We start from the raw sequence: 13,516 nt of genomic DNA, 5'->3' as shown, positions 1-13,516 counted from the left end.
ATTGAGGAGACTATAGAACTTTAACTGATTATGAGAAGAGGAGCGCCGACCCGGAGGGGATGACGCTCCTCTTCTTTCAGTATCTATGGCAGCGTGTTGAAGTTTTCATCAACCGACCCGATGCCTTTCCGGATGACGGATGAGGTCGAGATGATAGGACAACCAGGCGCTGAACGTGATATGAACGGATAACGTCCGCATCACATCGATGTCAATCTGTTGAATCTTCAGAAGCCTCTCTTCGATATGGTGTGAGACGAGGAAGACGTCGGATAACGCCAGGAGCGCCCGCATCGCCTCATCTGGTTTGACGCCCGCGGTTATCGCGAGCGTATGTAGCGACAGATGAATGCTGCGAGTTGTCCCGGCCAAGTAACATTCGATCAACGCATCGAGTACAGGCGACAAATGTGTGGTCTCGTGCGTCCCCCGCTGATAGATGCTGATCCCCTCTTCGGTCACGTAATCCGTCCGCCCCATTAAACAAGCTTGAATCATCCGATACATCGCTTCACGCGTCACGTTCATCCGCCTCCTTCTTTTCTGCCGTTTCAGCATAATGTCAAACGACTCACGGGGCAAATATCCTTGTTCACACTTCCATAGACAATTCGGTCACATATGCTCGGACATTAGTAACTCGAACGTGAACGAAACGATTCGTTTCGGGTACAATAATGGAGAAGGGAGCGGTTTTATATGCAGAAAAAATGGAAGTACGGTCTCGCGACTTTGTTCACAGGCTATTACGCCGTCAGTTATTACGCGTTCAAGCGGATGACTCGCGGAAAACGTAAGACGCCCGAGATGCTCTTAGCACCCTATACGAAAGAAGATCAATCCTTTTATCACGACGTGCCGTTCGAGCACGTCTCCCTCCGTTCCCGTGACGGCTACCGTCTGTATGGCCGGGTCTATCGGAACAATAATCATAAAAAGTGGATTGTTTTTGTCCACGGTTATACGGCCTCCCACAGCTTTATGGCACCGCACTTGGCGATGTTCCACCGGCTCGGCTATAACTTGCTTGCGGTCGACTTGCGCTCACACGGAGAGTCGGAAGGGGTGTACGCCTCGTACGGATACCACGAGAAACATGACATCGTCGACTGGGTCGAGTGGTTACGCGACCATGAGACGGTCGATCAAGTCGGGCTCCACGGCGTATCGATGGGCGCCGCGACGATTCTTCAGGCCGGCCCGCTCACTGATGTGGATTTTTTGATCGCCGAGTGCCCGTTCGATGACATGAGGCAACTCATGCGTCACCAATTGAACGTGCTACATCGCTTACCGGGTGACTTGTTGTTGCCCGGCATCAATTACTTCTTGTGGAGTCGGGCCCGGTTCACGATGCGGCAAGTCCGACCGAAAGTAGCGCTCGCATCAATCACTGCACCGGTGCTGTTCATCCATGGCACGAAAGACGACTTTGTCCCGACCTGGATGTCCGTCGAGATGAACGCACTCAACCGCCAGAACGCGCTCGCACTCATTCACGGCGCCGAGCATACGAATTGTATCTTAAAAGACCAACCTGCCTACGAGAACGCTGTCAGTCAGTTTTTGCGTCGGTGACGTGAATCGGCCCGGCGATCAAGTCGAGCAACGTATGGATGAGGATCAACGGCCACAGCATTCCCATCGCCAAATATAAATAGCCGAACAGGAAACCGACAAGGCCCGTCGTGACAACCCCTTTCGGACCCTGGTACGCATGGGCCAGACCGAACAGCCCGCCCCCGATGATGGCGAGCGTCGCATCCGGGACGTCCGTGTATAAAGAAATCGTATACAAGAGGACGCCGCGGAATATGAACTCTTCGGTCGCCCCGGCCGTGAACGATACTGCGCCCCACGCCCTCGCTTCGTCGGTCGTGCGCGGAAGGAGCAATCGTTCAATCTCAAGCCCGTAAAACGGCCGAAGCTTTGTCCGTAACGCGGCCGACGTCTTGACGAGCAAATAGAACGCGATGAGACCTGAGATGACTATGGTCGAAAAGAAGAAATACTGCCAGGCGCGCCCGTCCCCATCCGGCGGCGCGAACCCGAGACCGACCGCTTCCGGCGGGACTTGGAACAAGAAGACGAGCGCTAGTAAGAGCAGGCTCAGCCCCCATGCCGACTTGATCGTCTCTTCATAGACACGGGTTCTCCCGAGCGCCTCGATCATCGGCTTCACGAGCCGGGCGTTGAATAGTTGTACGATCAATAAATACGCAAGAATAATCGTAAAGACGACCTGTTCAAGCATCTATATCCTCTCCTGTCCTTCCTGTTAGCTATATGCTACACTATTCGGGTATTGTCTAGAAAGCTAGGAGGCGGAATCTTGAAACGAATGATGCTGCGACTGACCGGCGTAATGCTTGTGATCGTGCTGTGCCTCGGCGCAATCGGCTGGTTTGGTCAACATGATAAAGTGAACAACGCCCTCTACCGGGCCTATTACGGTGACCACGGTATCCCGGCGGTCCACCAAGACGTCTACAAGGAAGCCGCGGCCACCTATGACGTCGATTGGCGGCTACTCGCCGCCGTCCACCGTGTCGAGACGATCTTCTCGCACAGTTCATCGATGCGCTCTTCGGTCGGCGCGATCGGACCGTTCCAATTTATGCCGCGGACGTGGCTCGGTTGGCAGTACGATACGGATGACCAAAAAGGTGATGTCCCGGAAGACGAAGTCGATTTGACCGACTTGACGCTGATTGAGCAGTACGGCGGCTTAGGCCGAGACGGGGATGATGACGGCAAGGCCGACCCTCATAGTTTGGTCGACTCGGCCCATGCCGCCGCTTACTATTTGAGCGAGCACGGCGGGCAGACGACTGATTCAGTCGACTCGATTCAAAACGCCATCTTTGAATACAACCGGAGTGACCAGTACGTGTCAGACGTCATGTCCTTTTATGAGCAGTATCAGGACGAGCTGTCTTTACTGCCTGGTGACGCGACGACGACGACGCAGCAGGTCGCCCGGTATACGATCCGGTATCTCGATTGGTTCGCAGGCTGGGCATGACCCGGCACTACTTGGTTAAAGTGAGGAAACAACATGAACACGCATATCGAGGAAGTGACGATTCGAGTCAAATCGATATTTAACGAAGACAAGACAAAGCGTTACATGCGAACGTATGAATTCACCGACGTCGTCGATGGGGTGATTTGTGCCGTCATCATCTATTCTCCACGGATGAGCGATGCATTTTTATCTGGTACGACGACTCAACGCGCCTACATGCTCATGCGGAACCATTTGGACAAACCGATCCGCGAGATGCGCGTCATCAGTCTCGTCCCGACGCTCGCCATCAATGACAACCTACCCTACGTCGAGTCTCAACTCGACGAAGTGAACTTTCATTACGTGGAAGAGACGCTCGACGAGGTCGAGACGAGCGGCGGCATGATCATCGTCGGTTGGGGTTCGCCTGGGCGCCTCATGCACCATTCCACACTGTACAAGACGTTATTCGCCGAGCACGAGGCGAGCATGTATTGTATCGGTACGACGTCAAAAGGCGAACCGCAACAAATTCGCATGGCCAATGAAAATACGGTACTCGAAGCGTTCAATAACGAATCGATCAAACCGAAATTTAAGATCTTGAAAGAGACAAAACAGGACGACTCGAAATGAGTCGTCCTGTTTTTTATCGCACGCCGATCCATACACTTACTCCGAACAGCGTGAACAAGAGTGACGCCAACAGAAAATCGTTTCGCGTGACCGGAATCACCTCGTACGTGGAACGATGTTCACCCGTAAATCCCCGAGCCTCCATCGAGAACGCGATCCGCTCGGCTTGACGGATAGCGCCGGCAAGAAGCGGGATTAGGAGTTTCGGGATGTGCCGCACGTGATCGATCCGGGTGTCGAGGCGCACGCCACGTAAGGCATGCGTTTCATAGAGCTGCATCAGTTCGATCTTTAAAATCGGGAAAAAGCGAAAGCCGACGAAGACGCTATAGGCGATGTTCGGAGACAATCTCGCCTGCTGCATCAGACTGTAGACGAACCGCTTCGGGTCCGTCGTCAGCGTGAACAGAAGCGACAGGACCGTAAAGGCGAGGACCCGAAGCGAAAGTGTCGCCGCCAACAACACGTTCTCCTCGGTGACATCATTGCCGAAGAGCGAGAACACGACTTGCCCGCTCGCCTCTCTGCCGAAGACGAGCGTCGTCCAAAGCGTCCCGAGCGCGGTCAGTAAAAATGGGATCATGAACAGTCCCCATCGCTTCCAGCTCACGTCGGAAAAGATGAATTGGAGGGCGATTGTGCCGAAGAAGACGACGAGCGGAGTCCACGGGTTGTACACGAAGGCGAGACCGAACATGAGACACGTCACGGTCAAGAACTTGATTGTCGGGTTCATCTCGTGAAACGTCATCAAAACGCCTCCGTCAACAGTCCGTGGGCCCGCAATAAGTCCGAGTCGTCCCAAATCGACGCATCGTACGGCCCACTCAAGTTCCCGTCACTCATCAAATAATACGTGCTCGCGGCACGGGCGAAACTGAGATCGTGCGTTACGAACAAGACCGTCTGCCCCGCACGGACTCGTTCAGCCATCAATGCATGGAGCGCTCGAAGTGATGCCTCGTCTTGACCGGCCGTCGGTTCATCAAACGCGAGCAGTTGTTTACCCGACAGAAGCATCACCCCGATGGCGAGTCTCCGTTTTTGACCGTGACTGAGTGAGAGTGGATGGGCGTCACGCAGACGTTCAAGCCCGAGGCGTGCCAACATGTCCTCGATTGAACGGTTATGTCCATATGCTAGTTCCCGCGACACGTCACTCGTCACAAACAAATGCGCCGGGGATTGCGGGACGAGCCCGACTTCACGGTGATGCCGCGCCAGGCTTTTTAGCCACGTCGATTTGCCGCTGCCGTTCCGACCGAGGATGGCGATCACATCCCCGGGGGCCACTGCGATTTTGCTCGCTGCAAGTTGAAACTTTTTGTGATTCACTTTCGGTATCTGAAATAATGTGTTTGTGCCCCGTGTCGTTTCAATCGGCGTAAATGTATAATCCGGTTGAACGACGAACGATCCATCGCCTGCGATCCTTCCGTTCACGAGTTCCAGGTGCCGGTCAAAGAAGTCGCCCCACATGTACGGACGATGCTCGATGACGACGATATTGACGTTCCGTGCGGACTTGTCGAGCCAGCGAACGAACCGACGTGCCGTCGCCGGGTCGAGGTGTGAGAGCGGCTCGTCGAGTAAGAGCCATTCCGGACATCCGATCAAGGCACAGGCGACGTCGATTTGCTGCTTCTCGCCCCCTGATAAATCATGGATGGTGCGGTGGCGATAATCGGACAAATGTAACTCGTGCAAAATCGCTGAGACACGGTCCATCATCTCGCTTCGGGCGACCGAAAAGTTTTCGAGCGTGAAAATCAGCTCTTCCTCTACCGTCTGCATGACGAACTGGCTGTCCGGGTCTTGAAACACCGTCCCGACGCGGCGATTCACCTCGCCAGGCCGATACGTGGCATAGGACCGACCGAATAGATGCAATCGCCCCGTCACAATCCCATCACAGTTGTCCGGGTAGAGCCGATTGAACAAGGCGAACAAAGTCGACTTCCCCGACCCGCTCGCCCCGGTGATGAGCGTTCTGCCGTCCTTAAGACGAAGTGTGATATCTGTCAATACGTCGCGTTCTTCCCCCGGGAAACGAAACGCCAGACGCTCGGTCTCAACCATGTGCCTTCCTCTGCCGGGTGACGGCATACCCTTCTAGCGCACCCGTTCGAAGCAACAAGTCGCTCAAAATCTTCCCGCCGATCCCTGCGATGAGCATCCCGCTCGTCGCCCGTAGTGCGAACATCAAAGCCACGTACGTCGGACTGAGCGCGCTGAGACCTCCCATGACGTACGTATATGCGAAACTCGTCACTGCCGCACCGAATCCGGCGAGCATGAGCACCCACAAGTCATACCGCTTATACCCGGTTAGTGCGAACGCCGCTTCGGCGCCGAGTCCTTGAATGATGCCGACGAGGATGATGCGCGGACCGATCGCATTGCCGATCATCATCTCGATCGACGCTGCGAGCACTTCCGACAAAAAGGCGGCGCCTGGCTTTCGAATGATGTAGGCGGTAATAATCGAGACGATGAACCAAATCCCAAAAATCCATTCATAGGCGATCGGCCCGATCAAGCCGGCCCACAAGTTCCCCACATGGACGAACGCCAAATAGACGACGGCAAAGACGACCGATAAAATCGACAACAAGACGATTTCTTTCAACTTCCATGAGTTAAGCATCGATGCGTCCCTCGTGTGACGGACTGTTCACACTGAACGTGACCGACATGACGACGTGGCTCGACTTCTCGCGAACACGGTTGAACGTCGCCTCATAAAACGCGAACACCGGCTCGATGTCTCCGTGAATTCCTGAGGCATAATGCATCGCGTCATTGAACACACCCCGTGCTTTCGCGAAATCGATCTCTTCATAGATGATGTCCATGTAATCATCATCACCGAGCGGGTAGAGCGCGAACTGTGAAGAGACGTATTGCGCACCTACCCGCCCGTTCACAGGTTCACTCGATACGTCGAGCAGATTGTCCCCGGCTGTGTCACCCGGACAGCCAACCGAGAACGTTCCACTCATCGAGACGTGGGTCCCTGTCTTCGTTGCGTGTGACAAGACTGCTTTCGCGACGTCAAACACGTGCTCGGCCCGACCGCGAATCACGGTCGACACATCGTCCGTGTGCCTCCAGACGTTGCTTAAATCAGTTTCTTTGAGTGCTCCTTTGATGACCGGTATGAACTCTGACGTCATCGGGCTTAGCGTAAAGCGGAACCCGACGATCGGGCTCGTTCCACATTGTTGATTCATGATGATTCCCCCTTTATTTGGTTACACAAAAAAGCCGCATCCATGAGAATGCGGCCACTTATCCAATCATCAATCCATCAGAAAAAGTGCCACACTTCCTCACGCCAGTATTACCTGGATCGAGTTATAAGGGATTGGAGCCATGCTCACATCTCAGCCGAAGCACCCCTAGTGTAGTCCAATGTATGCGGTTGTTCATGCAAGCAAAAGTATAGCCGTTCGATTCTGAATTGTAAACGGTTAAATCATGAAAACGTCGCGATTCCGTTTCCTGGAAGCGTATCCCGTAACGTTGTCCAGTCTGACGCCATCTCTTCGTCTGACAGTAGACAGGCGTCAAGTTCAAGCTCGACGCGCACGCGGTCCATTCGGTGACCGATCAAGACGAGCTCCGTCTGGCGGTCGCCGTACGGCTCGATGTAATCGGCCTCAAGCTCTGGTTCGGCGGCGAACATCTGCTTTCGTTCCGCGTCAGGAAGCGTCGCGAGCCAACGGCCGGCATGTTCGAGCGTCGACGCGTACCCCGCTTGGGAGAACAGGCAAGCGATGTCGTTCCGTGAGGCGATCCATAAAAAACCTTTCGCCCGGACGACTTCTTCCGGGAACTGTTCGATCCACGCATGTAAACGCTCCGGGTGGAACGGACGGCGGCGGCGATAGACGAACGAACTGATGCCGTACTCTTCGGTTTCAGGGGTATGGTCGTCTGTCTCGAGCTCTTGGATCCATCCGGCGGCATGCATCGCCTGGTCGAAGTCGAACAAGTTCACGTCTAACAGGTCGGACAACAATACGTTCCCGTACGTACTTGTCAAAAGTCGCGCCGCCGGGTTTAACGCGCGCAACAGACTTTCGATCTCGTGCAGTTCCGGTTCCGTGACCCGGTCCGCCTTGTTGAGGACGATGATGTCGGCAAACTCGACTTGATCGACGAGCAAATCGACGACTTCCCGGACGTCACCCGTGTCGACAGCCTGTTTCCGTTCATGCAGCGATTCGCCCGAGTTGAAGTCTTTTAAAAATCGATATGCGTCGACGACCGTCACCATCGCGTCAACATACACACGGCTCGTCAAGTCGATACCCAAGGCGTCATCCGCATATGTAAACGTCTGCGCGACCGGGATCGGTTCCGAGATACCTGACGACTCGATGATGATGCCGTCGAGCTGTCGGTCGTTCGCAATCTCGCTGACCGCCTCGAGTAAATCTTCTCGCAACGTGCAGCAGATGCAGCCGTTAGACAGCTCCACCAACTTCTCGTCCGTCCGTGAAAAACCTGCCCCGTCAATCAATCGCTCATCGATGTTCAGCTCGCTCATATCGTTGACGATGACGGCATATTTTTTACCATCCCGATTGTTCAACATATGATTGAGCAACGTCGTCTTGCCACTTCCTAAATATCCGGACAAGACTGTGATCGGAATTCGTTTCATGATGTATACCACCTTTAAATCGTAATCATTACTTTTTAGATAATGAACGGGATCACGTCCGTTGTCAACAAAAAAACACGCTCAAAAGGAGCGTGTTTTCTTGTTGACTAACATGATTGTTATCGCTCGTCCTTCCAGCGCCCACGCTTTCCGCAGGCAATCCCGGAGCCGCATCGCGACTCACGTCGCTGCTGGGTCTCCGTTGGTTTGCTTTCCTGCAGGAGTCGGGGCGCCATCGAACGAGCAACGCAAACGGTCGCCATCTAGCGGCCATTTGTCTTTTTCTGAGGCCCCGACGGCCGAAGAAAAAGCTCTGGATATGTTCTTCGTACCAGTTATTCTTCTAACGCTTTCCGTTCCGCCTCGGAGCGAGGATACGTGTTCGCCTGCCACTCGGCCCGGTAAATCGAATCGAGTTGCGTCAATCCGACCTCGTCATCATCCTTATCGGCATCCACACTCGGCGTCTCGTCCCACTTTGGTTCAAGATACGTATGGTCTTCTTTCCGGGCCCGGTCGTCCAATAACTTTTGAATCCCGACCCGAGCCACCGCCGCTAGTGCCAATCCGATTCCCGCTCGCACGAGCAATCGCTTCACCATAGCCGTCCCTCCTTAACGTCCAAACCGATAAAGTGGCATCCCTTTCACGTCCGTATCGATCTTGAAGACCGAACCCGCATCCGGATGAGCGGCGAGCGCCTCGTCGTCCATGCCTTCCCGTGCCGTCGTGATCGCCAATTGTTTTAAGTCATCCCCGATAAAACTACACGACGTGACGTTCGGCGCCGGGACGATGACTTCAAGCACTTTTTCACCCGTCTCCGGATTCCACCGCGTGACGCGCCCGCCTGCAAAGTGGGCAATCCATAAAAAGCCGTCTTCATCCGACGTCATGCCGTCCGGGAACCCGTCCTCATTCTTGAAATCAATGACGACCTCACCTTCCCCGAGCGTGCCCGTTTTCAAATCGAACGGGAACTTGCGAACCGTCTCGGTCGGCGTATCGATATGGTAAAACGACGTATGGTCAGGTGACCACGTCAACCCGTTCGATAACGTCAATCCGCTCAACATGACCTCGGTCGTGCCGTCGCGGTTCAAGCGGAACAACGTCGCCTGCTCAGACTCGTCTTTTAAGTGGAGCGTCCCGGCGAAGACACGACCGTACGGGTCGGCTTTCCCATCGTTGAAGCGAAGGACACCTTCCGGGTCATCAAGTTCGACGAGTTTATCGAGTTGTTTCGACGTTTCATCCCACTCATAGATACCATCCTTCAATCCGACGATCACGCCGTCGGTCACTTTAGGGACGACAAACCCGACCTGCTGTCCCATATCAAACGAAGATAATTCATCTTCTTTCTCATCGTACCACCAGAGCGCGTGCCCTTCGATATCGACCCAGTAGAACCGCTTCAGTTCAGCGTCCCAGCAAGGCCCTTCCCCGAGCGTGTTTCTGACTCGAATCCATAACGTAGCGTTTACTGTCTCCATTGAATTGCCTCCACTCTCTGCTTTGATATCAAAAGACTATTCCCTGAGGGGGTAAGGACTATTCATCATTCACAAAAATGTTTAAAGATATTTCTCATCTGACGCATTATACGCCCGGGCACGATAAAAACGCTCCGAATCGGTTTCGATTCGGAGCGTTCGTTTATTTGGCGCCTTCGACGTTCATTTGTTTACTGCGTAATTGGCCGCACGCCGCATCGATATCGGTCCCGTGCTCGAGACGCACGCCCGTATTGATGCCCCGTTTTTTCAAAACGTCGTAAAACGCCATGATGTCCTCGGTCGTACTCCGTTCGTACTGGATGTGCTCGTTGACCGGGTTGTATGGGATCAAGTTGACGTAAGACTTGTCTTTGATGTCATCGATCAACGCCGCGAGTTCTTCGGCATGTTCCGGCAAATCGTTCACTTTCGAGAGCAAGATGTACTCGAACGTGATCCGTTTATTCGTCTTCTCGACGTAGTAGCGGATCGCCGGCATCAGTTTATCGAGCGGGAACGCCCGGTTGATCTTCATGATTCTCGTCCGCAGCGCATCGTTCGGCGCGTGCAGCGAGAGGGCCAAGTTGATGCGCAGGTCAAGGTCGGCGAACTTGTAGATCTTGTCGGCGAGCCCACTCGTCGAGACGTTGATTTTACGAGGAGCGATCGCGAGACCGCGCTCGTCTTTGACGACACGGAGGAAGTCGACCAAGTTATCAAAGTTATCGAATGGCTCCCCGATTCCCATGACGACGATGTGGCTGACGCGGTCATCTTCACCGACCTCGTCTAAATAGTGTTGAACGGTCATGATCTGTTCGACGACCTCACCCGCCGTCAAGTCGCGTGTTTTTTTCAAGAGGCCGCTCGCACAGAAACTACAGCCGATGTTGCACCCGACTTGTGTCGTCACACAGACGGAACGTCCATACTTATGGCGCATGAGCACCGTTTCGATATAATGCCCGTCGTGCAGTTTAAGTAAGAATTTGACCGTGCCGTCACCCGCTTCTTGTTTGACGAACAGTTCTTGTGTCGTCAGCGCATAGTTCGCCTCAAGCTGTTCGCGAACTTCGGGACGAACCGCGATCTCGTCGAGCCGTCTGACACGGTCGATGTAAAGCGAGTCCCATATTTGTCTGGCGTGGTAGGCACTGTATCCCCAAGATACGCAAGCGTCCGACAGCTGATCAAATGTCAGCCCATATATAGATGATTTCATTGTAATCTGTCCTTTCTTCAATCCGCATACGTACCATTGTAGCGGACGTGAGCGACAGGTGCAACGTTCTTACATAGGCGGGATCGGACGCGTCACGTGGCGTTCGAACGCGTAGGCGATACGGATGAGGTCTCGTTCCGCATAGCTCGTACCCGTGAATGACAGCCCGAAAGGTGCCCCGCTCTGTTTGAGCTTGTATGGGATCGTGACCGTCGGGTGCCCTGCCTTCGCCGCCATATCGTAATTCAAGTCGTGTGGCAACGCCAGGGCGTGAAGCGTTTGTTCCATCAATAAACGATCGAGGCCGTCCGTTTTCGCGTGCCGGACGTCGGCTAAGCGTCGCTCGAGGTAGCTCGACTCGGTCAAACGCCCTGATAACTGATTCGCTTTCTCGAACGTAACTTGTCCGTGCGGGATCGTTTCCGGGTGAAGCTTGTTCCAGTCCATCAAGTCCTTGAGCGTTTCATACGGGAGCGCTGTCGTCGCCAAATACGCCTCGATCCCGAGCTTGAACTCATGGTAGAGGACGTCGCCTTGGTCAAGTCCGTCGTTTGACGGCAGGTCGACTTCGACGAGCTCGACCCCGCTCGCTTTGAGTAACGCCAGCGCCGCTTGATAGAGCGTCTGTTCTTCATCCGACAGTTCCGCCTTCACGAAACCGACGCGCATGCCGACGGCTTGACGTTCGTCGAGACACGTCCGGTACGGTGGACCGGCCGGTAGATGTGTCGTCGCCGGGTCCGAGTCGTCTTCCCCGCACATCGCTTCTAGTGCGAGCACCGCGTCGCGGAGCGTCCGCGCCATCGGACCGGCCGTATCTTGCGACCGCGAAATCGGGATGATCCCACTCCGGCTGATGAGCCCGACCGTCGGTTTGATGCCGACGATGCCGTTATGGACGCTCGGGTGGATGATCGACCCGCTCGTCTCGCTGCCGACAGCGAGCATCGTCAAGTTCGCAGCGACCGCTGACGCCGAACCAGAACTCGAACCGCCGACGTCGAGATTGTCACCATACGGATTGAGCGTCTGGCCACCGACCCCGCTCCATCCGTTCGGCATGTCCTCCGTCAAAAAATTGGCCCATTCCGATAAATTGGCTTTGCCGAGAATGACCGCCCCGTGCTCACGGAGGCGACGGACGAGTTCAGCGTCACGACCGGCAAAGTGATGCTCGAGCGCTACGGCGCCGGCAGTCGTCCTCATGAGTCCCGCCGTCTCGATGTTGTCCTTGAGTAAAACGGGAATACCGAGGAGTGGCAGCCGGTCTCCGCGTCGGTAGGCACGGTCAGCCGCCTCCGCCTCAAACAACGCGTCCGGGTTCACTTGGATGACCGCTTTCAGTTTATCGTTCAAGCTAGCGATCCGTGTCAAATAGTAGGCCGTCACGTCCCGGGCCGTGAACGTCCCTTCTTTATATCCGCGCTGTGCGGTCTCGATGTCTAGTTCAAATAAGTCTTGCATCCAATTCCCTCCTTATAGGCAATGTTATTCGGTATTCGCTTAATGCATCGAATCCCCTTCTTTTTATCGCCATTGGATGTGCAACTTGATACACTAGAAGAAACGTTATTGGAGGTAGCCATGTCCCGCTCTTACATCCTTGTTTTACTGTCCGTGTTCGCCCTGTTCTTTCTACAATTGTTTGGGGATGATTTGCCGTGGGCATTCCCTGCGTCCATCGCCCTCATTATCTTGATTGTTGGTGCCACGCTATTTCAACTTCGGCGCACACCAAATCGTTGACGTTTAAACGAGACAGATGATATGATGCTGTCACCAACTACATATCGATATCTTGAGTGAACGAGAGACCTGGCTCTACGACTTCACAGCAACCTGCTTCGGCAAGGTGCTACTTCCAGCAAGGCATCGCCTTGGACGATATGACAAAACGCTCATGTCGATGACATGGGCGTTTTTTTGGAATGAACATGAGGGGGATTTTATTTTGGAAAAAGCTACATTCGCAGGTGGTTGTTTTTGGTGCATGGTGACACCGTTCGAGGAACAGCCAGGAATCGAAGGAATCGTATCCGGTTATACAGGCGGACACGTTAACAATCCGACGTATAAAGACGTCAAGACAGGCACGAGTGGTCACTACGAGGTCGTCGAGATCACGTTCGATCCTTCTCAATTCTCATATGAGCGCCTGCTCGAATTGTATTGGATTCAGACTGATCCGACCGACGACGGCGGCCAGTTCCAAGACCGCGGGCAACAATACGCGCCCGCCATCTTCTATCATACGGAAGAGCAACGCGTGGCGGCAGAACAGAGTCGCGACGCGCTCGCCGCGAGCGGAAAGTTCAAACAACCGATCGTGACGAAAATCTTACCGGCTGACGTCTTTTACCCGGCCGAAGACTATCATCAAGATTATCATAAAAAAAATCCGGCCCACTATAAAGCGGACCGGAAACAATCTGGCCGTGACGAGTTCATCGACCAGACGTGGACAAGCTGACAACGAC

General features: G+C 54.2%; 16 protein-coding genes and 2 riboswitches. Of the genes, 5 read left to right on the top strand and 11 right to left on the bottom strand.

Annotation, left to right across the window (positions count from 1 at the left end; translation table 11 throughout):
* Positions 1 to 108: 108 nt before the first annotated feature.
* Entirely contained in the window at positions 109 to 528 is a 420-nt protein-coding gene (locus EVJ29_RS03975) for a hypothetical protein (protein ID WP_131504733.1), read from the bottom strand.
* A 171-nt stretch (positions 529 to 699) separates the two neighbouring features.
* On the opposite strand from EVJ29_RS03975, the gene EVJ29_RS03970 reads away from it, so the two are divergent.
* Positions 700 to 1,578, top strand: a complete 879-nt coding sequence (locus EVJ29_RS03970; RefSeq protein WP_070327201.1) for an alpha/beta hydrolase — start codon at positions 700 to 702, stop codon at positions 1,576 to 1,578.
* On the opposite strand, the gene EVJ29_RS03965 is transcribed toward EVJ29_RS03970, so the two are convergent.
* Positions 1,556 to 2,254: a CPBP family intramembrane glutamic endopeptidase gene (locus tag EVJ29_RS03965; protein ID WP_131458005.1), complete on the bottom strand. Its 699-nt coding sequence runs from the start codon at positions 2,252 to 2,254 to the stop codon at positions 1,556 to 1,558. The genes EVJ29_RS03970 and EVJ29_RS03965 overlap by 23 nt on opposite strands.
* A gap of 87 nt (positions 2,255 to 2,341) precedes the next feature.
* On the opposite strand from EVJ29_RS03965, the gene EVJ29_RS03960 reads away from it, so the two are divergent.
* The gene (locus EVJ29_RS03960) at positions 2,342 to 3,025 is read left to right on the top strand and encodes a lysozyme (protein WP_236633385.1); all 684 of its coding nucleotides are present in this window, start codon (positions 2,342 to 2,344) and stop codon (positions 3,023 to 3,025) included.
* A gap of 33 nt (positions 3,026 to 3,058) precedes the next feature.
* The gene (locus EVJ29_RS03955; RefSeq protein ID WP_131463566.1) at positions 3,059 to 3,646 is read left to right on the top strand and encodes a DUF1643 domain-containing protein; all 588 of its coding nucleotides are present in this window, start codon (positions 3,059 to 3,061) and stop codon (positions 3,644 to 3,646) included.
* A gap of 13 nt (positions 3,647 to 3,659) precedes the next feature.
* On the opposite strand, the gene EVJ29_RS03950 is transcribed toward EVJ29_RS03955, so the two are convergent.
* The 9 genes from EVJ29_RS03950 to EVJ29_RS03905 all read right to left on the bottom strand — a co-directional run bounded on the left by EVJ29_RS03950 (position 3,660) and on the right by EVJ29_RS03905 (position 12,503).
* Positions 3,660 to 4,397: an energy-coupling factor transporter transmembrane component T family protein gene (locus EVJ29_RS03950; protein ID WP_131489705.1), complete on the bottom strand. Its 738-nt coding sequence runs from the start codon at positions 4,395 to 4,397 to the stop codon at positions 3,660 to 3,662.
* The gene (locus tag EVJ29_RS03945) at positions 4,397 to 5,725 is read right to left on the bottom strand and encodes an ABC transporter ATP-binding protein (protein ID WP_161567326.1); all 1,329 of its coding nucleotides are present in this window, start codon (positions 5,723 to 5,725) and stop codon (positions 4,397 to 4,399) included. The genes EVJ29_RS03950 and EVJ29_RS03945 overlap by 1 nt, the downstream gene beginning before the upstream one ends.
* Complete coding sequence (locus EVJ29_RS03940; protein ID WP_070327197.1) at positions 5,718 to 6,293, bottom strand: ECF transporter S component; 576 nt, start codon at positions 6,291 to 6,293, stop codon at positions 5,718 to 5,720. The genes EVJ29_RS03945 and EVJ29_RS03940 overlap by 8 nt, the downstream gene beginning before the upstream one ends.
* Positions 6,286 to 6,879, bottom strand: a complete 594-nt coding sequence (locus EVJ29_RS03935; protein WP_131504731.1) for a YkoF family thiamine/hydroxymethylpyrimidine-binding protein — start codon at positions 6,877 to 6,879, stop codon at positions 6,286 to 6,288. Before EVJ29_RS03935 ends, EVJ29_RS03940 begins: the two co-directional genes overlap by 8 nt.
* A gap of 79 nt (positions 6,880 to 6,958) precedes the next feature.
* Positions 6,959 to 7,059, bottom strand: a riboswitch (TPP riboswitch).
* Positions 7,060 to 7,124: 65 nt separating this feature from the next.
* Positions 7,125 to 8,318: a GTP-binding protein gene (locus tag EVJ29_RS03930; RefSeq protein WP_070327195.1), complete on the bottom strand. Its 1,194-nt coding sequence runs from the start codon at positions 8,316 to 8,318 to the stop codon at positions 7,125 to 7,127.
* A 335-nt stretch (positions 8,319 to 8,653) separates the two neighbouring features.
* Positions 8,654 to 8,920: a hypothetical protein gene (locus EVJ29_RS03920; RefSeq protein ID WP_131463576.1), complete on the bottom strand. Its 267-nt coding sequence runs from the start codon at positions 8,918 to 8,920 to the stop codon at positions 8,654 to 8,656.
* Between the two features lie 12 nt (positions 8,921 to 8,932).
* Positions 8,933 to 9,814, bottom strand: a complete 882-nt coding sequence (locus tag EVJ29_RS03915) for an SMP-30/gluconolactonase/LRE family protein (RefSeq protein ID WP_070327194.1) — start codon at positions 9,812 to 9,814, stop codon at positions 8,933 to 8,935.
* 163 nt (positions 9,815 to 9,977) lie between these two features.
* Complete coding sequence (gene rlmN, locus EVJ29_RS03910; protein ID WP_016509033.1) at positions 9,978 to 11,039, bottom strand: 23S rRNA (adenine(2503)-C(2))-methyltransferase RlmN; 1,062 nt, start codon at positions 11,037 to 11,039, stop codon at positions 9,978 to 9,980.
* Positions 11,040 to 11,108: 69 nt separating this feature from the next.
* Positions 11,109 to 12,503: an amidase family protein gene (locus tag EVJ29_RS03905; RefSeq protein ID WP_131463578.1), complete on the bottom strand. Its 1,395-nt coding sequence runs from the start codon at positions 12,501 to 12,503 to the stop codon at positions 11,109 to 11,111.
* 42 nt (positions 12,504 to 12,545) lie between these two features.
* Here EVJ29_RS03905 and EVJ29_RS15540 point away from each other — a divergent pair, with 42 nt between their 5' ends.
* Positions 12,546 to 12,785: a hypothetical protein gene (locus tag EVJ29_RS15540; RefSeq protein WP_141737205.1), complete on the top strand. Its 240-nt coding sequence runs from the start codon at positions 12,546 to 12,548 to the stop codon at positions 12,783 to 12,785.
* A gap of 44 nt (positions 12,786 to 12,829) precedes the next feature.
* Positions 12,830 to 12,929, top strand: a riboswitch (SAM riboswitch).
* 61 nt (positions 12,930 to 12,990) lie between these two features.
* Positions 12,991 to 13,509, top strand: coding sequence for a peptide-methionine (S)-S-oxide reductase MsrA (gene msrA, locus EVJ29_RS03900; protein WP_131463580.1), 519 nt, complete (start codon positions 12,991 to 12,993; stop codon positions 13,507 to 13,509).
* The last annotated feature ends 7 nt before the right edge of the window (positions 13,510 to 13,516 follow it).

This window comes from Exiguobacterium sp. SH4S7 (assembly GCF_004336795.1).
GTDB classification, from domain to species: Bacteria; Bacillota; Bacilli; order Exiguobacteriales; family Exiguobacteriaceae; genus Exiguobacterium; species Exiguobacterium aurantiacum_A.
This window is presented reverse-complemented; position numbering and strand designations above follow the sequence as displayed.